Here is a 21,151-nt window from a genome sequence, read left to right on the forward strand (position 1 = left end):
ATCGTTGGGCGCGCCACGCTAGATTATCGCGCCGGCGGTTACGCACCTACAGAGGTGAACAGTCTCGCAGCAGATTTAGCAAAGGTACAGCCGATTAATGTCATACTCCCCCATGGCAGCCACGAGCCGACGCACATTCGCCGATGTCGAGAAGAATACCGGTCATTTTCATAATTTCTTTGCGAGTAACAGAAAGCGAGACATGTTCGTCGGGCCCATGTGCCCACAATCGGCGTACAAATGAGGTTGTCCAGATTGTGGGTAACCCGAGTACATCGGCGGCCGTTCAGAAGCGCGCCTCCCAGATTTGGCAGGACGTGAAGGCGCATGTGGATGGTTTTCTCAATCGAGTCACAAACGAAATGCACCCAGGATGGCCCGGGGAAGGTGTTGCGACAGCTGCTGATCTACCGCGTATTGCTCGCGGTCCTCGCCTCGACCGTTCAATGGGCGGTGTTTGTCATGCGTAGGCTGGAGTGACAGCGGTCCCCCCATTCGGTGCCACCCGACCGTAACTTTCGCAGGAAAGCTCTTGTCCTGTCGATCTGGCCGACCGTAGTGCCGCTGGCTCATCGAGAAATCTCGATTTTTTCGTGCGTCGGTGGACGCCCATCGCAATGTCGCAGTGGGCTCCGGATCAAGGATCAACTTCAACTTTAACCGTGTGCACCGCATTTCTCGCGTCAGTCAGCGGCTGTCCCTCCCCACATTCATCCGTGCACCGACATAGCAAGATATTCTGGCCTGATTTAGGGGTCCACGACAACTCGAACCGTTGCCAACTCCTTCCCTCGCGCGGCCCTACTGAGGCAGTCCGCCAGGAGCCTCCACCGTCCACGCTGACCTCGACGCTGGAGATCTGGTGATCTCCCCAAGCCCAGCCCCATATTTTCGTTGGCATGTCCGCTGACAGCAGATCATTTGGGGACGGCGATACGATAACGGACTCCGGGGCGACGCCCCAAACCGGCTTCATCCCCGACGCCGTAGGGTCATTATAGAAGCGCGTCGTATAGGCGCCGCTTGCGCGCCGATCCGCAGCCGTGATCGAACCAACCCATTTTACGGAGTTTGTACCATACCAACCTGGCACGACCAGTCGAACCGGTCCTCCGCGCTCGGGAGTGAGTGGCCGACCGTTGATCTCAAGTGCGAGGATAACTTCTTCTGCAAGTGCTTTGCCGATCGGCAGGTCTTTTTGATAAGCTTCTCCAACATCTGCGTATTCGCCCCACTCGAGGCCGGAAGTCCAGATGTAGGACGCATGGCTGCTGATCTTTGCGCGTTCCAGAATAAGCGACAGCGGCACACCTTTCCAAACTACATTTCCGATCCTGCGTTTAGCCACTGTCGGAGCAAGCGGACTTCCAGCGCATTCGTGAAACGACATGTACTCGCGCTGTGGCATTGCTTGAAGGTCAGACAGATGCAATCTCGTCGGTTTACCCACGAGGCCATCGACATCCAAATGCCAATGCTCGGGGTTGATCTCCAGGAACCCCATATGCGTTACCAGAAAAAGATCATCTTCAGGGGTGATCCACGATTTAAGGGCATGAACGCCGTCGGCAGGGCCCTGGAAGGAGAAACCCTTCTTGGTCAAGTGCATACCCGTCCGCGCCATCACCTTTACTCCGGCATGGCCACGGCCTCAGGGCTCGTTAGAGCGTCCTCAGCGCGGCCTTCCAAAAATCTGATTGGGTTTCGACGCATCCGGTTCACGGTGACGTCGAAAATATCGAATCGGTTGTAACCAGCAACGACGTCGTGAAATCGTTTCGGCTCAACACAGTCGTCGAGATCGATTTGGGCATAGCCGATACCTTCGTCGGTCATTTCGTCACCAGTTGCCGCTCCAGTCGGCCCTAGGAAAAAGCTAGTGGCCCGCGGACTGGCATCTATGATCGCTTCGATCGCAGGATCATCCAAGGCAATGGATTTGCGTGCGACTTCGTCCAGGTGCCCCGCCACGATGATCCCGAAGCACTTGGCCTCGAAGCAGTGCGCTGAGGCACGGATGCGGTTGGCTGCTCGGTTGTCGTAGTTGTCGCTTTCTGTGGGAACGCGAGTGGGCCAGATCGGCGGATAGCTACTTATATGAACTTGCTCGCCCTGCGTCATCAGACTATAGCGCGCGAGCGGATTAGTATTTTCCCCGCAAATTAGGCCGCCAATGCGACCGATTCTCGTGTTTGCGACGACCAATCCTGCGCCATCGCCCGGATCCCAAACTAGTTTTTCAAAGAAGGTTGCGACCAGTTTTCGATGGTGGATCAGGATTTGGCCGGTATCGGAAATCAGAACATTACTATTCCACAAACCTCCGACACTTGCCGGGTTGCGCTCGGAAAAACCGATTGAAACGAAAACACCGTTCTCGGAGGCGGCCTTTCGCACACGCTCAATTTCCGGGCCGTCAATGTACACCGAAGCTTTCAAGAAGCGTTTGAAATGTTCGTGCGATTGAATGGGCGGGTAAAGTGCTGCCCAGACAGGGAAACCGGGAAGAAAGCTCTCCGAAAATACCACGAGCGATGCGCCGTTTCGGGCAGCCTCTGCTATCACCGAGCAAGCTTTTTCCGCGCTCGCCCCAGGATCGAGATAGACGGGGGCAATATGAGCAGCCGCGGCCCAGAATTTCATGTTTCCCATCGACATTCCTCTACAGATCCGGGCTCGCCATCAGCCATCTCGACTAGCTCGGCAAAGGCAGGCTCAAAATTGCCGCTTTGCTGTTAGACCGATTTCAATGCGTGCTCCAAGCGGCAGGCTGGCGCAGCCGATTGTGGTGCGGGCCGGGTAGGGCGATGAAAAACGCGTCGCGTAAATCTCATTCATCTGGCCAAAGTCACCCATGTCGGTGAGATAGACATTGACGGATACGACATCATCCGACCCCAGGCCCGCTGCCTCAAGGACTTGAAACAGATTATCGAAACACTGGCGTGTCTGGTCGGCTACATTTCCGTCGACAAGTTTGCCGGTGCCGGGGTCTAGCGGTGTCTGGCCGGAGCAGAACAGAAGATCGCCGGCCCATATCGCGTGCGAATACGGTCCCACTGCCGAAGCGTTTGAAGCATTCACAGTTCGTCTGGACATGCGTTCTCCCAAGGTAGGTTCAAGTAGTGCGGGCTGCTGGCGATAAGCGTTTCCGCAAGATATTTTGCTTCACTGCGCACCACACATACAGCGGCACAGCACGTTTGAAACTATCAAAACGAATTTGCGAGCCAACCCGAATAGGATGCACTACCCTGTGCAAAAATAGACGGAGGTAGCATGGCGACTGCAATCGATCATCTTGATTGGGACGATCTCAAACTCTTCCTCATCGTCGTCCGGTGCAAGAGCGTGACCGGCGCCGCTCGCGAACTAAAAGTCAGCCATTCCACCGTATCTCGCCGGCTTGCTCGTCTGGAATATACGGTTGGCGGTGCCCTCGTCGAGCGGACCAAGGACGGACTTCTGCTGACACCGGCCGGCCTGGTTACAATGCGGCGAGCGGAGGAAATCGAGAACGGCGTGAATGCTCTTCGCAGCGACGTAAGCAATCGTGACGAAATACGCGGCACAGTCAGATTGGCCACCATGGAAGGCATCGCAACGCTTTATCTCTCCGAGCGCCTCGTTGAACTCAGTAGCCGGCACCCTGATCTTGACCTCGAGCTTGTAACGTCGCCGCAAACGGTTCGGGTCGCTCGCCGGGAAGCGGATTTATTCCTAAGCTTCTTCAAGCCCCATGGAACTTCTCTGGACAGTCAGCTGATCGGACGTTTCAAGACTGGCTTATTCGCTTCGCAGGCTTATCTTGAGCGCAATGGAGTTCCCTCTCAGGCGGCGGATCTTAGCGAGCACCGCTTTGTTGGCTATATTGAGGAGCTGATTCAGCTTGAAAGCGTGCTCTGGCTAGAGGAACTCGTACCCACCCCAAAAATTGCGTTCAGCTCAAATAGCATGATGTCGCAGATGTTCGCGGCGTCTGCGGGCGCAGGAATTGTAGCCCTTCCCGAATTCGCACTCAGTCTAAACCTGGGTCTCGTTCCAGTGCTCGACGAACTGAGCGGCGAGCGCGAGATCTGGATGTCAGCACACCAGGATCTAGCTTATCTTCCAAGAGTGAGAGCCGTAAAGCAATTCGTGAAAGAGCTGGTACGTCGAGACGAACAACGCCTTCTGAGAAACTCACCTTGGTCTTCGTGAAGTTTCGCAAATCGGACTGCGCGGAGCGCTCTTGCCGGCCGAATTGGCGGACGCTTACGTCCCGTCGCTCAATTCTGCACATCGGGTTGCGAAGTTGTCAGCTTCCGTGACAACGCCGATTGCGTCAACAAGATTGACGCTCGATCAAAGGAAGGAACCCCTCATGTCGCAAATCAGCCGCGACGCTCGCAAGACTTTGGACCTTCTTCGCTTGCGTGCTGATACCCCCGGCACAAAAAACAGAAACCACCTTAACAATGCTGGTGCTGCGCTGATGCCGAGCCCTGTTATTGAAGCGGTGGTTGGGTACCTAAGCCGGGAAGGCGAGATCGGCGGATACGAAGCCGCAGCTGAGTCCAACTCTCTACTGGAGGGGACATATGACAGCTTGGCTACATTCGTAAACTGTGGCCGCGACGAGATTGCGATATCTGAAAATGCGACGATCGCCTGGCAACGCGCCTTCTATTCCCTCTCTTTCCGACCTGGAGACCGGATCCTGACGGCAAGTGTCGAATTTGCAGCCAACTACATCGCCTTTCTGCAGGTTGCCAAACGCACCGGCGTATCGATCGAAGTCATTCCGAATGACGCTTCTGGGGTCCTCGATCCGGACGCACTGGCGAAAATGATCGATGATCGCGTTCGGTTGATAGCGGTTACCTGGATCCCGACCAACGGCGGGCTTATCAATCCAGCAGCAGCGATCGGTCGAATAGCGCGAAAAAACGGCATCCTCTATCTTCTCGACGCATGCCAAGCTGCGGGTCAAATCCCGATCGATGTCAACGCGCTCGGCTGCGACATCCTGACTGCTACCGGCAGGAAGTTTCTCCGAGCGCCACGCGGAACGGGATTCATGTACATGCGTAAATCACTCGTGGATAAGATCGAGCCAGCGATGATCGACCTCTATGGCGCGCCCTGGACTGGTCCGGATCGATACGAATTGCGCCCTGATGCCAGGCGTTTTGAAACATGGGAGAAGAACTGTTCGGTTCGTCTCGGCCTGCGGGCAGCAGTGGACTACGCGCTCGACATTGGGCTCGAAAATATCGAAGAGCGCTGCAATCACCTTTCGTCAAAGCTTCGCGAAGGCTTGCGGGGTATACGAGCCGTGTCCGTGCATGATCTCGGGAGGCCCCTTGCTTCCATCATCTCATTCACTGTCAACGACTGGGACTCGTCATCCGTCATGGCTTATCTGACTGGCAAGGGAATCAACGTCTCAGTTTCCCCTCCTTCTAGTACACCCGTCGACGCCTATACGCGACAACTCCCGCCCGTGGTGCGAGCGTCGCCACATTATTACAATACCGAGGAAGAGATCGATGCATTCCTGGAGGCGATTGCTAGTATTGCCTCGTAGCTGATTTGCTCGCCTGACGAACGAGCGGATCTTTTCAAAAGGCAAAGCAATTGGTGCGACCTTACATCAAGTCCTGACTGCATGGTAAGATCGAGCCCTAACTGTTCGCACCTGTTTGCGCAGATCATGGCAGGCACATCTGCCAATCCCGCCAACGAAACGCCATTATCGGTGCCTTTGGCGCTCGGTTTTGCGCGTCGCTGAGGGTGCTCATCTGGCATCGTAAACTTAACGGATGAAAGGCCAGCGAAAGACGCCATCCGCAGATATCTCTCATGCTCGGGCAATTTCGCCCACAGGCTCATCGCCGCCGTGCGCAGTTCGCGCTGGTGGCCGGAGGAGATGTCGTGGCGCGGGATTTGAAGTAGGTTGGGATCGGATCATGGATGGAGACGAAGCGTTGTAGATGTCGCTGTGACTTGAAGCGCTTCATGATCCGCTCTCGCCGCCGGACTGGTTGGTGAGAATTCTCCGCCCGATTATTCAACCCTTTGTGGGAGCGATGCTCTACACCCGGCATGATCTCTCGCTTTGCTGCGCCGTAGGACTGCAGCTTGTCGGTGATCATCGCACGCGGCGACCGTCCCTGACCCTTCAAGAGCTTGCGCATCAGGCGCTTGGCAGCCTTTGCATTTCGGCGGCTTTGTACGAGAAACTCCAAGACGAAACCGTCCTGATCAACTGCGCGCCACAGCCAATGCTTCTTGCCGCGGATTGAAACAACGGCTTCATCGAGATGCCACTTGTCCCCAAGCCGACCGGATGATCGACGACGGATCTCGTTGGCAAAGGTGCGGCCGAATTTCTCCGCCCACAGCCGGACGGTCTGGTGCGAGACAATGATCCCACGGGCAGCCAGCAAGTCCTCGACCATTCGCAGGCTCAGAGGGAAACGGAAATAGAACCACACGGCGTGGGCAATAACTTCAGCGGGAAAGCGATGTCGACGATAGACTGGATCACGGTCTGTCATGAACCTTCATCGCACATCGAATTCCACATTCCGTTAAGTTGACGATGCCAGATAGAGTTCCGCCAGGCCCGTTCCCAAAAGATCGAAGCGGAAAAAGGCCGTCAATTCGACAGAAAGGTCGAGAAATGCATCGAAACGGCTGCTCATGCGATCACCTCCGCCTGCCCGGCGACAGCTGCCTGTTTGGCACTGTGGGGAATCTCGTAGGTGGGGCTGCTGTACTTACCGGGATGGCCCGGCAGGGGATTGCGGATCAGTTCAACGATTATATTGCGGAATTCGAACATGATCGGAACGGCTTCCAGCAGCAAGCTCGGCTGGCCATTATAGGCACGCGTCAAAAGCTCCAGAAACTCGCCATAACATGTATTGAAGTCGGTCGCCGCCTCACGCAATTCCGAGCCTTCGGATATTTCCGCCACCTTGAGGTTCGGTTTGATGGGATAAGCGCCTTCCCAGTCGACCTGCAAATGCGGACCCGTGGGGTGGTCGGGCTGATCACCTTTCCGGTAATAGCGGCCTTTGACCAGTTCATCGAAACGATAGTAATGGGCCAGTTCGTGCTCGTCATCGTCGTAGATACCGCCACCGTCACCTTCGCCCTGTTCCATGATGAGCTCTATGGCTTCGAGGGCGCTTTTCAGATCGGTCACGGGAAACAACTCACCGCCGCCGGAATAATAATATTCCGAGGTAATCTGGCGAAACTTGTCGCCGATAAAAATCGTTGTGCCCGCCCGGCGCGCTTCGGCTTCTAAGTATTTGATGCCGTCTGCGATTGCCGAATAGAACTCGCCAATACTGTAAAAATGGAGATCTTCGTGCCTCGGATCACTGCCAAGCGCTGTGATATGCGGGGAGTTCTTGCGTTGTATCAGGCCCTTGCCAGCGAGATGTTCGGGGCGCCGGGCCGGCCGCTCGATTTTCAAGAATGTCGCCAGCGCTTCACGGCCGAAAGCCTGTATGCTGACCTTAAAGTCGGTCTCGCCGTCAGGGAGCGAGGCGGGATAGTTAACCGCGAAATCTGGCCTAGTAAGATCCGGCGTGCCACCGATGGCATTGAGGATATTGGCCGCAATGGTCAAATCCAGCATTTCTTCCACGACGATCACGCGCAGAACTTGCGCCGCATCCCGGTTTACACCGGGCTTGATCGAGTAAAGCGCCGTCAGATACGGCGGAATCGTCGCATGTTCGAGCTGCATCGCCCGGTAGAGAAACTCTTTCAACTCATCGAGCGTCTTAATGCCATAAGGATCCATCCTCAAGCTCCCTGGAATATAGTTAGGTGCACAGTCCGGCTTCGTGTCGCTTGCATCGAGTTCCGCAGTTCGTTCCGCGTATCGGATATTGGTCTTTGTTCAGTGCAGATATTTCAGAATGTCGCGACTGCTTCGGAAGCACATGGCGGCCAGCGTCAAGGTGACATTGGCCGTGCCGATCGTCGGCATGCTGCCGCCGCCCACGAGGTAGAGGTTTTCGTGGTCCCAGCTGCGCTGGTTCTTGTCCACGACGGAATTGGTCTTCGTCGTTCCCATGATGTGGGTGCCGGCCAGATGATTGCCGCCGCGGATCGCATAGCCTTGCCCCTCATAGGCCACACAGCCGAAATCGCTAGGGTCGTAATGGGTATGATCCTGCGCGCCCAGACGCGTAAAGACGGTGCGCGCAAACTGGCGGCCATAGGCGGCACCCTTCATGGTATATTCCGGAACCGTGAACGACAGGATGGGCCGCATATTGCCGCATAAGGTCCGGATTGAACGATATAGGTCGAGCTATCGGTTTCCCCCGCCTGCAGCTTGCGAAGCTGCGTGCTGCGGGGCATGGCCGCGTTCGCATTCAGCGGAAAGGGCGACTGGTTATCCTTGGTGGCTGCCGAATAGAAGGTCGTCAGCAGATCGTTATAGCCTGCCAAAGAGCTATTGGCACCGGTTCCGGCTTCAAGCACAAGGACACGCTTGCCAGCTTCTGCAGCCTGCTTGGCAATTATAGCTCCGGAAATGCCGGAACCAACGATGACGATATCGTAATCGCCAGACGCTGCGACAGACTTGGAATCCGCCTTCAGTGCTGATTCGAGTGGGAAAAGCACTTTGATCCTCCATCATTCCCGCAAAGCCGCATCAGGAAAAATAGCGCGACAACGCAACCAAGTCGGTCTGCGCGAAGGCAGGTGTCAGAGTAACCACACGCGCAAGAGCGCCGATGGCCACGCCTGTACTGGTCAAATCCGCAAGTGTCGTCGGCTGACTCCAAAACGCTGCTGTCATCGGCTGACTCCACAATTGATTGAAATTTGGCGGGACAAGACGCCGCTAGACTAGCTATATTTGTGATGTCGTAAATAAGTACTATTGCTCAGTTTGTTGCCGTTTCCGATGAGGTCGTCCTTTGTTTCGAGATGATTGCGTCGCCAGCTCCCGGATGGGCGTTGTCACGTTGTTTGAATGTGGCCACGTGAGGCCGAGCCTGCGCTTTTCAGGCAGGCCGTGCACTCACGGCTTCCCACGCGGCCATTGCCTGGCGTCGATGGGTTCGAATTTGTGCTGCGGAGCGGTTGGTCTGGGATGGGACGAAGAGGTTTCGGAGGGACTGTCAGGAATTTCGTGTACGGGCGTGCGGTTGAACATTTGCTCTTACGCCCTTGCGGCCTGAAAGCGGTCCGCAAAGAGAATGGCGAATTGGGATTTTGCCATCGCCACTCCCTCGGCGGCATTTTCCACTCTTTCTCCGATCTGTTCAAGACCAGGTAGAGCAGTTTTGTCGCCGCCTCATCGCTCGGAAAATGACCTCTTGCCCGGACGGCGCGACGCAGCTTGGAATTTAGGGCTTCGATGGCGTTGGTGGTGTAAATGATCGGGCGAACATCCATTGGAAAGGCGAAGAAGGGGATGACCTCCTGCCAGGCTCGCCGCCAGATCTGGGCGACGGCTGGGAATTTCCGACCCCAAAAGCCACCCTCGAACGTTGTCAGCGCCGCCTCCGCCGCCTTGTCATCGATGGCTACGTAGATTGCTTTCAGCTCGCGGGCCAAATCCTTGCGGTCCTTCCATGATGCAAAATCCAGAGAATTGCGCAGCAGATGGACGATGCAGGTCTGCACCGTCGTTTGCGCGAAGACGGCATTGATGGCGTCTGGAAAGCCCTTCAGGCCGTCGACGACGGCGATCAGGATGTCCTCGACGCCGCGGTTCTTCATCTCGTTCATCACCCGCAGCCAGAATTTGGCACCCTCATTCGTTTCGATCCACAGGCCGAGCATCTCTTTCGTGCCATCGCCGCGCACGCCGAGCGCGATGTGCACCGCCTTGCATGGCCTTCGTCTCTGATCTTTGACCCGCAGCGCATCGAAGAACACCAACGGATAGACCGGCTCCAGAGGCCGCGACTGCCAGGTCGCAACTTCGTCCAGCGCCGCGTCGGTGACGGCCGAGATCAAGTCGGCCGACACGTCGATCCCGTAAAGATCCTGGACATGCCCCACGATCTCACGCGTGCTCATCCCACGCGCATACATCGACACGATCTTCTCGTCGAAGCCAGGGAAGCGGCGCTGATACTTGGCAAGCAATTGAGGATCAAAGCTCGACTGCCGGTCGCGCGGGATGGAAAGCTCCAAAGAGCCGCTATCCGTCAGCACTGTCTTGCGGCCGTAGCCATTGCGGCTGTTGCCGACGGTCTCTTCGTCGGAGAGATGATGATCCATCTCCGAATTCAACGCCCGCTCCGCCAGCGCCTTCTTCAACTGATCGAGCAGACCGTTGCTCTCGAAAGCCGTTTTCGCATCAGAACCGGCGAGAAGCTGGTCCAAAATGCTGTCCGCGATGATAGGCTCTTTCCGTCGTGCCATGGGTGGTCTCCTTCGTACCCATTATGCACGCCCGTACACGAAATTCCTGACAGTCCCATCAGGATGCTGGCGATGTCTCTCAAGTTGCGCCACTCCTGGACCAGATTGGCGGTCCGATCGGACAGTTCACAGCCGACGGTGCCTATGATGGAAAACCTACATACGAGGCAGTCATCGATCATAGCGCGGCGGCGGCTATCGTCATTCCGCCTCGCGCCAACGCGGTCGAGCCAAGCGACGATAGACCTCCCGGCCAACGGAACCGGCATATCGCCGCAATCAACAGTGACGGCCGGATGAAATGGCAGGTCTCTAACGGCTACGGCTAACGCTCGCTGGTTGAGACGGCAATCGGGCGATACAAGTCCGTCATCGGGCGGCGTCTGCGGGCCAGGTCGCTGCCTGGTCAGCAGACCGAAGTCGCCATCGGCTGCGCCGTCCTCAACCGCATGCTTGCTTGCGCACGCCCGAAAGCCGTCCGCCGCAAGGCAGCCAAGCCATAATCAGCCGTTTCAAAGATCCCCATCCCTTCAGTTCCACATCCGTGCACCAACGCCATCGCCATTTGTAAAATGACGCCGTGCTCATGCCATATTCCCGGCAAAGCTCGGGTACAGGGACACCGCCTTCCGCCTGGCGAAGAATGGCAAGGATTTGTGGTTCGCTAAATCTGCTCGTCTTCATCGAAATCTCCTCGATCATAAAGCCCGAGAAAATTCCACTTTTGAAGCCCCTTAATGGCGGGGAGGGTTACCAGTACCGTCAGGGATCGTAACTGGCAAATTCCAAATGGCCTATTCAATTGGGGTACGTCATGACGTTGCGGCATTGTCGCTACCTTTGTCGGTTACGTGACAGGCGCCCTTGTTCTCAATCGCGTATTTTCGCGCCACATAACTGGAATCGCAGCGAATTATTGTTCGTCATCTCAATCGGCCTGCCTGGCACGAATCTTGAGAGCTATTGCGAGGCAGCGGAACGGCCTCCGCATCCGCATTGCGGGATAACCGCATTGCTTCGAACACATGAAGGAACGCCAAGCATGCCCAACCTAAAGGTAGGTGAAACAGCTCCCTCAATGGACTCCGCTGAACAATCCCTGATCGATCGCATCTGGACGGCGATAGACGCGAAGGATTGGGAGACGGCACGTTCGTTACTAGAACGATGGCATCAGTGTTATGCCGGACAGCCTCAACCTACTCCAGTTATGCAGACATGTTGATTGACAAATTGCAAGACATGGAGGCCGGCTGCCTGATTCTACGCAAATTTGTCCGCCTTGCAATTGAGAAGGTCTCAAAAGACTGGCTTCTTGGAGCGATGGATCAACTTTTGGAGGATGTAATGAACGGCAGACTTAGAAAAGCACGCATCTTAACATTTGAACCAATCACGAATGTCGGAAGAATAGAGACAGTACTGCACCATATTTCTGTATTTAGATCCGATCCGGCCGTTGAGAACGGAGTATCAATTACCTCATACGGTCGCGGACAGCTCATAGGCGTGATGTATACAGTGCCTGCACATGGGCAAATTGATGTCGCCTTAAATATTAAACTTCAGTGTGTTACTCCATCAGACGTGATTGCATTGAACAACATGATAAAAGGAATGCTTGACGCTTCGCATTCTCATAAATTTGAGGAAACAGAATCGACGAACGTTAGCGGAGGCTTAGGATTCTTCGCTTTTTGGTCGGGCGGCGTGTCAGCAAGTTATAGTGATGTCAAACACACGTTGGACGGTTGGGGCCTGAGTGCGGAGGACCAGCGGAAAATCGTTAACGGCATGATGGAGATCGCTCAGAACGAGTCAACGTTCAACTACAAGGGCACTATATATAACCGCGACTTCGATTATGACGTGACCGGTAGTCTCTTTGCAATCGTTATGGATGCAACAATCCAACAAGGGCAATATCACAAGCAACTGCGATTTTTGGCTCCCAAAGTACACCTCAATACAAATGACGGCGACAGCCTGCCGGTAGTTGGCACGCTATACTCCTGATGTATCGCGCTCGCCGAACGTGGCTTGGCTCCTGTATTGCGGACGGACGATTCACAAACCATGGCAGCACTAAAGCCATTAAACGTCGTCAGAAAGGAGTTATACGGGCATGGATTACTACCCAGCGCAGATAATATCTAAAGGCGTAAATAAAAGCGTAAAGATCTATCGTCTTCATGGGATCGATAAGGCGCAAGCAATACAGCGGCTGAAGGACGGCAAGGACGTATATACGACCAAATCAAAGGCTAATACTCTGGCGAAGGAGCTCAGCCGAGGCCAGGGCATTTGGAAGGACGACGCCCATGTGATCGGTGGCTATCGGCACTACCATGACGTAGATCACCACTACCGCAGCCACATTTTTTTTGGCGAACCAAAAGTCTAAATCCACGAAGATTCCTCCTGAAGGGTTAAAATCAATGGCAGTTCAGAAAATACAATTTTCGCTTTTGCATGGGGTGTTAGCTCCTGATGGCGCTCAAGGCCCGTAAGCGGAAGATTCATTATCGGTCGATGCTCATGGCGACGGAATAATTTCGGGCATCGACTATACGATCCAGCGCGTTCAGAGGGCTGGGTGGACGCAGAAATTAAGGTCCCAGCACTGACGAGCCAAGAAGCTCAGGATATTGACGCGCTGTTCAAATCCCTTCTTTCGGCATCAGCTCGTGAAGAGGTCGAACATTATGAAAGCGTCCATGGAAAGGGGAACCTGAATTTCTTCCGATATCTTTTCGGCGGCGTTGAGGCAGGTTATGATAAAATACGCCACCTTCTAAAGAACGTAGGCCTATCAGAGGATAACATTAAAACACTTGTTTCGACGATCGCAGATATGGCGGATCGTATCGCTCAAAGCTCACATCATCAATACCGGCAACGACTATTCAGTGGCCGGTGAACTGAAGATCTCGACGATTCAAGGAAAGGTCATCTCAGGCCAGAACACGATCCAATATCGTGTTCTGGCGAATAAGGGGACCGCTGGTTCGGACGGTGCAACAGCTCCGGCGAATGTGGAATCGATTCCACTCAACTAGGTGCCTTTGCGGGAGGGCCGGACATAGGCTGCCATGAGCTTGGGTTCGTAGGTGAGCGTGGCCCGCCCCCGGTAAGCTAAATCGGGGGTTGCTCTCGAAAGGCCAGAGCCGAGCCCTAATGAGACAAAGCAGTAAAAGAATTCAGCGGCCAACCACCAAAACGCAGTGGTGACAAACATGAAGTTTGAAGGCGCCTCAAGATTTCCCACTCGTAATTTTCCTTACCACCGGAATGCCTCCGGGCTGTCTCGTGACGGGCTCGCCGATCCCCTAAAGGATATACCGACCGGCGCCGCGGCGCGCTTTATCCTAGGGATCGACCGTAAGGCGTCGGTGCTCGATCCAAGGGCAGAAGCTTCACCAGTCAATGACGCTTTTGCGAAGCTGGTCCTTGCTCCCGGGCACCGGCCGGAGACCCTGCTTGAATTGCTGGCTGTCCTTGATGCTGTTGTCGGCCCAGATGCGCTCCCAGATCAGCGGATCTATCGGGTCGCAGACGGCGGGCAAATTGCCTGGGATCCTTCCACTGCAGATCTAGATCGCCATTTGAGGCTGGTTGTGACACGGCACCGCGAACAAGATGCCGAGATATTCGTATCGACGGCGCCTCCTTTCAATTCCAGCGGCATCTTTTTACAGGTTTTTGCCTGGGATCCGGTCGCGGGCGCTTATAATTTTTACGAGCGGCGTAGTGGAACCTGGTCTTGGGCTGGGAACTCGTGGCATTCGCTACGAGCGCCAACCCGGGGGCGCGGTCCGTTCGACAGCCATGTAAACGGCGGACCGGTCATGAAAGAGCTGAAAGTGCCATGGCTACACTGGCACTCTCAGGCGTCGCCGATTCAAGACGAGATCTTTGCTCCTGACGATCCGTTGCGATCAGACACTCTCTACCACAGTTCGCAGGTCAAGGGTGCTGAGGATCTCGAACTTATCGTGCGCTCTGGCACCTCCCGTTGGACGAAATCGAGATTCGATCGTGAGGCTCAAAATGGCATCCTTTCCAATGCCCAGAGCTTCCTACGACAAGTTGTCACGACGACGACGGTCAATCTTACATCCTCTCCTCAACAGTCGGCATCACTGGCGCCAGATGAGCTGCTTCGCTTGCCCACGACGTTCTTCTTGAACACAGAGTGCCTGCTTGATGAACTGAACATACCTGCGAACATCCAGCGTCTGAAAGTTCCGGGCGCGTTCTATACGAATTGCCTCAGTCGATACGCCGTCCAACGGCAGGACGGGGGCGTCGTGGTTCAAGGGGATGTCGATTTCGCCTTCGCCGTTCCGGAGCCGTCTCTGGAGGACCGGGTTATTCTAGCCGGCCTGCTGGGAAGAGGTGTTCTGTCCCGTCGCCTGGCAGCCTGTTTGCTTATGGTCGATTTCCAGAACCCGATCTTTTCCCGAAAACGAGAATATCTGCTGCGGTTTTTCCCCACCCAAATGAAGCTGGACGGCAGCGGCGAGGCGCTTTTCGTTCAGGCCGTTCGCGATCCCGGAGGCGAAATGGGGGCAGAGTTCCTCTCCCTATGGGACGTCGATCCAAGCGGCTGGGAACAGTCGTTCGCAACGATGATCGAGACCCATTGGACGAAGCTCACCGAGAAGTTGGGTACGGCAGATGGCTTTGACGAAATTTTTCGGCTGGCCGAATCCAGACGTCGGCAGTTCCGTAAGCGCCCCTTGTCGGAGTTCGGTCTGACATTGCCGATCGCCAGCACTCTTGAGATCACTGATTTTCTACGCATGGATGTCGACGCCCATGTTTTACCCGACCCGGAGGAAGCGTGATGCCAAGTTTTGACCCACCTGGATTCTTGCAGGACTTCAACCAGCAGCAACAAGAGGCTTGGAGTGACTGGATGTCGCAACAGCTTGACGATGCGAAGGCCGGACAGCCGGACGTTTACGATTTTGACGCCCCGCGCCCACGCTTCTTCAACGTCACTAAGACGCCGTTGGCGGCAGATGCTGTCGAAAAAGATATAAGCTGGACCGCGTTTCCCCGCCTGGTGGCAATCGATGCGGCCACCGACGAAGAGCGTTGGAAGACCGCTGATGGAAGCAGGGACGTGCAGGACGAATATTGCGAGTGGAGTGTAACCCGCTTGGCCGACGGGCGTATTTCGCGCGTGACATTTACCTGCGAGGGGCCCGAATACTGGCAATTTCTCGCGGCAACCGATCCAGCTAAAGTTTTGGACCTTTACCGTGGCCACATAGACCCTGCGGTTCAGCCTAATGATCTTTTGACCTCGGCCGGAACTTATAATCCGAGAAACAAGTGGAACAGCGGGACGTCTAAGGGTGCCATGCACCTGATCCAACAGAACAACACTCTTGGCGCAGAGATTGAACTCGCCGCCGGGGCGAGCAATACGCGTGCGCCTAAAGGCGTGCTGTTAACGAACGACCAGGACCTCATTCGATGCGGCGCTTATGGGCAAGCGGAAAGGCATAGTGACCCGACCATCGGGGGCGGCGTCAATTTATTGGCGCGGACTGAGGCAAACATTTCACTCGCCAATCCGGTTGGTATCTATTTCGCAGGTTTGAACACGGCCGGTTGGGCAAGCCCCGATGGGACGCAACCGGCCCTCTTCTGGAAAATTACGCGTGGAACAGCTGAAAAGGCTGTCCGCGCTGTTTTTGAAGTACCCGCCGATCGGGGCTATTTGGTCAGCGACGTCACGATAAACGGCAAGCCTATCAAGTTCGGTGGACAAATTTCTGATTTCATTTCGATGAAGTTGACAGGGGTGGCTATGAACATCGGCAAAAGTGCTCACCCTCCGATCGCGGGATGCAAGAGTAGGGCGGCCAAAACCGCGGGGTTGACGAAGATTGACGTCGCATCGACACTTCGGCGACCCGCTACCCCCGCCAGATACTAGGATCAGGGCCTTCCTCGCGGCCGCGCTCAGAAGAAACGGTGGCTCGCGCGACCCGAGCCGCCGAAGGATGGGCGCCTTGATGCCCCGCTGGCCAATACCCGTTGGCGGGTGGACCAGCACACGATTCGGCACGAGCGACCTCACCCTGTTGCGAGATGCGCCCCGTCGCCCCAAGCGCCAAACATTTACGTACACACTGGGGATGTACTATTTGGAAAGCCTAGGATATAGTACATCCACGTACACACAAGGTTAATGACATGCACACCACTAAAGCTTTCAAGAATGGAAATTCCCAGGCGGTTCGCATACCGGCGGAACTGGCGTTTGAGCGAACCGATGTTGAGTTGGAGATCGAGCGCATCGGCGACGAGCTTCGAATCCGTCCTGTACATCGCTCCCTGGCCGGCGTTCTGGATGTATTCGCCCGCTTCTCTCCGGATTTCATGCGTGACGGAAGAGAGTCCCATGAGCAAGACGAGCGGGACAAGATCTGATGGCGCGCTACATGCTCGATACGAACATGTGTATCTACCTGATGAAAAACCAGCCGGAGCAGGTCGCTCGCCGCTTTGCCAGTTGCTATGTGGGGGACGTCGTGATGTCCGCCATCACCTTCGCGGAACTCGAGTACGGTGTTTCCGCATCCGATGATCCGGAACGAGAACTTGATAATCTCACCGCCCTGGCCGAGCTAATCACGGTAGAGCCGTTTGGGATCGCAGCAGCGCGTGCCTACGGTCCGGTTCGAATGGCGACGAGAGACCGGAAGAAAGATCATCTCGACAAACTGATCGCATCGCATGCGATCGCTCTGGACACGGTATTGGTGACCAACAACACGCGGGACTTCCTGGCGTATCCCGGACTGAAGCTCGAAAACTGGCTGGACGCGGAACGCAGAGAAACCAATTAACCCGTCCCAGCGGCTATGCCGTGAGGGGCGGGCAGGGAGGGGACCTTGCCGGCGCTCGTGCCGGTAAGAGGACGATGTTAGAGGTTAGTTTTCGCTCGATGAAAATAGGTTTCTGGAGACAGCCTCCAGTCGGAGCGCTTACGCTGTGTCGTCAGCGATGGAAACGCTAGCAGATCAGGGCGCATCCATCACCCCATTTACACTTCCAATCGATGACGTCTTGGACTTGTTCGATCATCATTGGATGTGGCTTTAAACGGCGTGTACGTCGTTATCTCGCCCGCCGCCGCCCATCTCCCTTTTGCAACGGCCATGAACGCTCCACCCGATACCGGAGTCAAGAGTTGGACTGAATGGACTGGCTTTAGCTACCCGCTAAATTTGACAGGGCAACCTGCATGTGTGGTCTCCTGCGGTTTTAGCGCCACGGGGCTACCTATCGGTATTCAGATTATTGGTGCACGAGGTGCGGACGGCCGGGTTCTATCTGTAGCGAAGGAAATCGAAAGTCTTATTGGCCGGTATTGCGAGAGTAATCACGATCTGCCTCGCGACGGCACCAGGCGGAATTGTAAGGGACCTAATTGCAGGCGTGTCGAAGTCCCGCTGCGTTAGTGGGTGATCTCCTTCAAGTTCCGTCAATTCGCCGAAGCATGTGTTCAACGTTAATTGCGTGGAAGATAAAGCCGAGCTCGCTAAGCGGAGAATCGTATCGGATGTCGTCTATTGTGGCGATCAGGCGGTCAGCATCGATCAGCCCCAGTTCATGCAGCAGGCAACGACGGGATAATTGACTAGTGATCTCGCTAGCACCGATAATCAGCGAGCCGGTCAGATAGTGTTCGAAATTTTCTCTTATAGAAACGCCGAAGAACCGTTTGGGATATCCAAGCCGTTCCAACATCCGGCGATGCAGCGCCTTTTCGTGCCTCCAGGCAAAAGGCAAACTCCGATAAAATCGTACGGCTTCTGGCTGGGCGAATGGGCTAATTGGCCATATGCCATGGCTCGCAAACAAAGGAGCACGCGCGGCGTGTGCCTCCAGTACCGAGATTGGCAGGATAGGGAAGGGTGCCCGATCGCAGCTTGCTGCATAGTCGGGCAATCGGTTTTTGAGCACCAGCGTCATGGCGGAGGGAAGGATCGCAGGAAGGAATGCATCGCTAATATTACGAGCGAATTGCTCGTGATTTTGCTCGAAAGCATGGGCCATTAGCAACTCATCACCGCCTGTACCAGTTGCGACCGCCCGCGGGGCTGAGGCAGTGGCGAGCGACTTCAATAGTTGATGGAGGGGCCGCTGCAGATCGGCATTGTAGGGAGCGGGGACGTAGTCGCTACTCACTTCGAACCCACACGGAACCATTGGTATCGTGTCAACACGCAGCGTTTGGTCGCGAAAGCCAAAGTGCTCGATTGCTATTTCGCGCCGCGAAGTCTGTTGACTTCGAGCTGGCCCCTCGACCTCCAAGGCATAGGTTTGCAGGGCGTCAGGTTGCTGCCCCGCCAAAATGGCGGCAACGACTGCCGAATCCAATCCTCCGCTGAATTCGCTAGCCGTGAGGCCCGGCGTGAGGGGCCAGCGACGCAGCAGGGTGTCGATCAAACGGCATGCTGCGGCTGCAACATCGGCCTCATCCACAAGCGGGGTCGGGATGAAATACGGTGCCGGAGGGGGATATTTCGTCTCGACGTCTCCTGTCCTGCTGATGCAAAGCGACGCGCGCTCCGTCAGCATGAAAACACCGCGAAACATCGTGGTTGTTGCATAGGGGAGCGTGCCGACAAGACGCAGGCCAGTTCGGTCCGTGTCGATGTCGGCGAGGGTCATGCCCGAATAAAAGTCCGCTATCGACCAGGAGAGATCAATGCGCTCGCCGCTGACCTTCAGATAAAGTGGCGCAACACCTCCATGTCCGGCGCTGAAGGTCACCGTGCCGGAATGGCGGTTGATCGAAATTGTCTGATAGTCCAATGGCCATTGCCCAAAGGCACAGAAATCCTGCGCTCGTTCTATCGGCCAATCCCTGAGTGCCACAAGCTGCCCATTCGCTTCGGCGGAACGCTCGCGGCAGATCAGGATGATTTGATCAGTGGTGTCCCACCGGAAGCTTTCGAGCAAAGGATGGTCTAGGATCTTGATAGAGATGTTGGGGTAGGGCGGCGGGTACATCGGGGGCTCAGCCACGCACTCGAGATGACCTCGGTCAATCGTTCCCTTGAACATGGGTGATCGCTTAGTTGATGAAAATCTAAAGGGGCAGTGACCGCCGCCTTGGCGACGGTCACACGGATGAAACTTAAACGTCCAGTTTGTCCATGTCGCCTGGCTTGCCCCCCTTGATCATGGCAGCAATTTCTGTGGTCGAAGGGGTCGGTCCGACGCGCGGCGCCTTGGCAAACACGCTCAACTCGCTACCGATGAGATTAACGGGCTTGCGGGTAGTTGTCGTTTCCATGTTATGACTCTCCGTTGGTTGCTTTCCTCGCCGTCCCCCTAAAGGGATGCCAATGACGCGAGTGACTGAGGTACACTGACTGTCCCATGCCGTTCTAGGGTGGCATAGGCTGCGGAATCATTAGGCTGCAATCGATCCGGGCGGCTACGTGACTGGCTCTCTGACCTAAGCATTGATTGCGATGTAGCACCGCTTGTGCAAAAGAATTCCAGGCGGGGACTTGTGTGCGCTTATGAGCCGGACTGGCGGCGAATTGGTGACCAAAACTTCCTGAGCCGTAAGGTTCAAACATCGAGCGGAATTTCCTATGCTAGCTAGTTGCCTTCAACGTCTGCGGGGCGGACGAGGGGATGACTTCGAGTGGCACGACTAATTCGTTTTCGAAAATGCTGGGCTCTGAGAGTATGTGTGTTTGCCACCCGTTGGCGCGCAAGGAGTTTATCAGCTTTGGGTGCGTCTCGCCGATAAGCGAGGTGATGCCGGCAACGCGGCAAAACTCCATCAACCCGATCATTAAAACCCGCGATACTCGAACCCCGTCAATCCTTTCGTCACCGCTTGCAACCGCCCACCGCGTCCATTCGAAAACGTCGTGCGACCTTGGCCACTTTTGGCCCCGCATGATTTGCGGGTAGACGCTTGAAAGAAGATGTGGCTGCACCGTAGGAAGGAGCCGAGAATACCCGATCACCGCGTCGTTCTTGAGAACGCTAAAATGAATAGCGCAATCGTGATCAAACTGATCTATTTCCCGTCTGTCACTCTTGCGTAATGCCTGCCATCCACGTCGTTCCACAAATTGCTGGTGTCGAAATCGCCAGATTTTCTCCATGAGCACGGCGTTAGCCCGAGAGTCCCCAATACAAATCTTCATCATCGCTCCCTGCCCCCGGAGATCACTATGCGCGATCTTTCTGTCCTTCAAAATGAGTAGAAATACTCATTTCTGAGTTAGGTCGCGGATGATTAACGTCGTTCGTCGCGCTACCATGGTTTGAAATCAAACAATCCGCGCGGCATGGGAAATGGCGGTAACGGAAAGATCGGCCAAAACGGGCTTAAGAATGCCATCATCCCGTACCGCTAGAGTAAATTTGCAGAGCATCCGGTGTGCGTCAAAGGCGCCTAAGGCTCGATCAAGCCGCCTCTCAGGCAGCTTTTCGTTGATGGGATCACGTTAGAAAACCATCTCGGCCGGTGCTTATCCGCTACCGACCAAATAGGCTTCGACCGCTCTTTCCGTCCCGGGTCTCGGGGGCATGCCTATGGGTTCGTGATGGTCTGTCAGGGAGTATATCTACTCATTTACGTCACCCAGAAATGATTATAGCTGAATTGGTGTCTCCAATAACACTCGCCTCAGTTGGAGCTGGGCCAAGGAGCAGTCCAAACGTTTGGATCGGTCCTGGCGTGAAGACAGAAAATCAG

The 21,151-nt window shown here is 55.4% G+C and carries 18 protein-coding genes and 6 pseudogenes; 11 read left to right on the forward strand and 13 right to left on the reverse strand.

Annotated features, from left to right (window positions below; translation table 11 throughout):
• Positions 1–637: 637 nt before the first annotated feature.
• The 3 genes from J3P73_RS35500 to J3P73_RS35510 all read right to left on the reverse strand — a co-directional run bounded on the left by J3P73_RS35500 (position 638) and on the right by J3P73_RS35510 (position 3,099).
• Positions 638–1,624, reverse strand: a complete 987-nt coding sequence (locus J3P73_RS35500) for a molybdopterin-dependent oxidoreductase (RefSeq protein WP_207580391.1) — start codon at positions 1,622–1,624, stop codon at positions 638–640.
• A 5-nt stretch (positions 1,625–1,629) separates the two neighbouring features.
• Positions 1,630–2,652, reverse strand: a complete 1,023-nt coding sequence (locus tag J3P73_RS35505) for a carbon-nitrogen hydrolase family protein (RefSeq protein ID WP_207580392.1) — start codon at positions 2,650–2,652, stop codon at positions 1,630–1,632.
• 63 nt (positions 2,653–2,715) lie between these two features.
• Positions 2,716–3,099: a RidA family protein gene (locus J3P73_RS35510; protein WP_207580393.1), complete on the reverse strand. Its 384-nt coding sequence runs from the start codon at positions 3,097–3,099 to the stop codon at positions 2,716–2,718.
• A gap of 180 nt (positions 3,100–3,279) precedes the next feature.
• Here J3P73_RS35510 and J3P73_RS35515 point away from each other — a divergent pair, with 180 nt between their 5' ends.
• Together J3P73_RS35515 and J3P73_RS35520 are read left to right on the forward strand one after the other, a co-directional pair.
• Positions 3,280–4,200 (forward strand): LysR family transcriptional regulator, encoded by a 921-nt coding sequence (locus tag J3P73_RS35515; protein ID WP_018484257.1) that lies wholly within the window; start codon positions 3,280–3,282, stop codon positions 4,198–4,200.
• 163 nt (positions 4,201–4,363) lie between these two features.
• Positions 4,364–5,569, forward strand: coding sequence for an aminotransferase class V-fold PLP-dependent enzyme (locus tag J3P73_RS35520; RefSeq protein WP_164598216.1), 1,206 nt, complete (start codon positions 4,364–4,366; stop codon positions 5,567–5,569).
• 284 nt (positions 5,570–5,853) lie between these two features.
• Here the strand turns inward: J3P73_RS35520 and J3P73_RS35525 are convergent.
• From J3P73_RS35525 to J3P73_RS35545, 6 genes and pseudogenes are all read right to left on the reverse strand, one after another.
• A pseudogene (locus J3P73_RS35525) lies at positions 5,854–6,542 on the reverse strand (IS6 family transposase); the annotation flags it as partial.
• Between the two features lie 143 nt (positions 6,543–6,685).
• Positions 6,686–7,804, reverse strand: a complete 1,119-nt coding sequence (locus J3P73_RS35530) for a ferritin-like domain-containing protein (protein WP_131589527.1) — start codon at positions 7,802–7,804, stop codon at positions 6,686–6,688.
• Between the two features lie 99 nt (positions 7,805–7,903).
• A pseudogene (locus tag J3P73_RS38385) lies at positions 7,904–8,287 on the reverse strand (GMC oxidoreductase); the annotation flags it as partial.
• Complete coding sequence (locus J3P73_RS38390) at positions 8,239–8,637, reverse strand: FAD-dependent oxidoreductase (RefSeq protein WP_018068325.1); 399 nt, start codon at positions 8,635–8,637, stop codon at positions 8,239–8,241. The pseudogene J3P73_RS38385 and the gene J3P73_RS38390, both read right to left, overlap by 49 nt.
• Positions 8,638–8,671: 34 nt before the next feature.
• Positions 8,672–8,815, reverse strand: a pseudogene (locus J3P73_RS35540) (glycoside hydrolase family 15 protein); the annotation flags it as partial.
• Positions 8,816–9,181: 366 nt separating this feature from the next.
• A pseudogene (locus J3P73_RS35545) lies at positions 9,182–10,395 on the reverse strand (IS256 family transposase).
• A gap of 59 nt (positions 10,396–10,454) precedes the next feature.
• Between J3P73_RS35545 and J3P73_RS35550 the strand changes: the two are divergent.
• Positions 10,455–10,898, forward strand: a pseudogene (locus J3P73_RS35550) (transposase); the annotation flags it as partial.
• A gap of 55 nt (positions 10,899–10,953) precedes the next feature.
• Here J3P73_RS35550 and J3P73_RS35555 read toward each other — a convergent pair.
• A pseudogene (locus tag J3P73_RS35555) lies at positions 10,954–11,079 on the reverse strand (transposase); the annotation flags it as partial.
• A gap of 534 nt (positions 11,080–11,613) precedes the next feature.
• Between J3P73_RS35555 and J3P73_RS35560 the strand changes: the two are divergent.
• The 8 genes from J3P73_RS35560 to J3P73_RS35595 all read left to right on the forward strand — a co-directional run bounded on the left by J3P73_RS35560 (position 11,614) and on the right by J3P73_RS35595 (position 17,879).
• Complete coding sequence (locus J3P73_RS35560) at positions 11,614–12,411, forward strand: hypothetical protein (protein ID WP_018068326.1); 798 nt, start codon at positions 11,614–11,616, stop codon at positions 12,409–12,411.
• Between the two features lie 109 nt (positions 12,412–12,520).
• On the forward strand, positions 12,521–12,799 hold the full coding sequence (locus J3P73_RS35565; protein ID WP_018068327.1) for a hypothetical protein: 279 nt from the start codon (positions 12,521–12,523) through the stop codon (positions 12,797–12,799).
• A gap of 192 nt (positions 12,800–12,991) precedes the next feature.
• A complete protein-coding gene (locus J3P73_RS35570) occupies positions 12,992–13,315 on the forward strand; it encodes a hypothetical protein (protein ID WP_131589529.1) in 324 nt (107 codons plus the stop codon).
• Between the two features lie 316 nt (positions 13,316–13,631).
• Positions 13,632–15,245, forward strand: a complete 1,614-nt coding sequence (locus J3P73_RS35575; RefSeq protein WP_131612452.1) for a hypothetical protein — start codon at positions 13,632–13,634, stop codon at positions 15,243–15,245.
• Entirely contained in the window at positions 15,245–16,348 is a 1,104-nt protein-coding gene (locus J3P73_RS35580) for a hypothetical protein (protein WP_207580394.1), read from the forward strand. Before J3P73_RS35575 ends, J3P73_RS35580 begins: the two co-directional genes overlap by 1 nt.
• A 260-nt stretch (positions 16,349–16,608) precedes the next feature.
• Positions 16,609–16,845 carry a type II toxin-antitoxin system VapB family antitoxin gene (vapB, locus tag J3P73_RS35585; RefSeq protein WP_018496487.1) on the forward strand — a complete coding sequence of 79 codons (237 nt, stop codon included), beginning with the start codon at positions 16,609–16,611 and terminating at the stop codon, positions 16,843–16,845.
• Positions 16,845–17,264, forward strand: a complete 420-nt coding sequence (locus tag J3P73_RS35590) for a type II toxin-antitoxin system VapC family toxin (RefSeq protein ID WP_018068333.1) — start codon at positions 16,845–16,847, stop codon at positions 17,262–17,264. The genes vapB and J3P73_RS35590 overlap by 1 nt, the downstream gene beginning before the upstream one ends.
• A 261-nt stretch (positions 17,265–17,525) precedes the next feature.
• Positions 17,526–17,879, forward strand: coding sequence for an amidase family protein (locus tag J3P73_RS35595; RefSeq protein ID WP_231528645.1), 354 nt, complete (start codon positions 17,526–17,528; stop codon positions 17,877–17,879).
• Positions 17,880–17,892: 13 nt separating this feature from the next.
• On the opposite strand, the gene J3P73_RS35600 is transcribed toward J3P73_RS35595, so the two are convergent.
• The 3 genes from J3P73_RS35600 to J3P73_RS35610 form a co-directional block, all read right to left on the reverse strand.
• Positions 17,893–19,491 carry an asparagine synthase-related protein gene (locus J3P73_RS35600; protein ID WP_131614721.1) on the reverse strand — a complete coding sequence of 533 codons (1,599 nt, stop codon included), beginning with the start codon at positions 19,489–19,491 and terminating at the stop codon, positions 17,893–17,895.
• Between the two features lie 73 nt (positions 19,492–19,564).
• Positions 19,565–19,723 carry a hypothetical protein gene (locus J3P73_RS35605; protein ID WP_017958612.1) on the reverse strand — a complete coding sequence of 53 codons (159 nt, stop codon included), beginning with the start codon at positions 19,721–19,723 and terminating at the stop codon, positions 19,565–19,567.
• A 310-nt stretch (positions 19,724–20,033) separates the two neighbouring features.
• Complete coding sequence (locus J3P73_RS35610) at positions 20,034–20,600, reverse strand: acyl-homoserine-lactone synthase (RefSeq protein WP_024323795.1); 567 nt, start codon at positions 20,598–20,600, stop codon at positions 20,034–20,036.
• Between the last annotated feature and the right edge of the window lie 551 nt (positions 20,601–21,151).

Source organism: Rhizobium ruizarguesonis (assembly GCF_017357285.1).
In the GTDB taxonomy this organism is placed as follows: Bacteria; Pseudomonadota; Alphaproteobacteria; order Rhizobiales; family Rhizobiaceae; genus Rhizobium; species Rhizobium ruizarguesonis.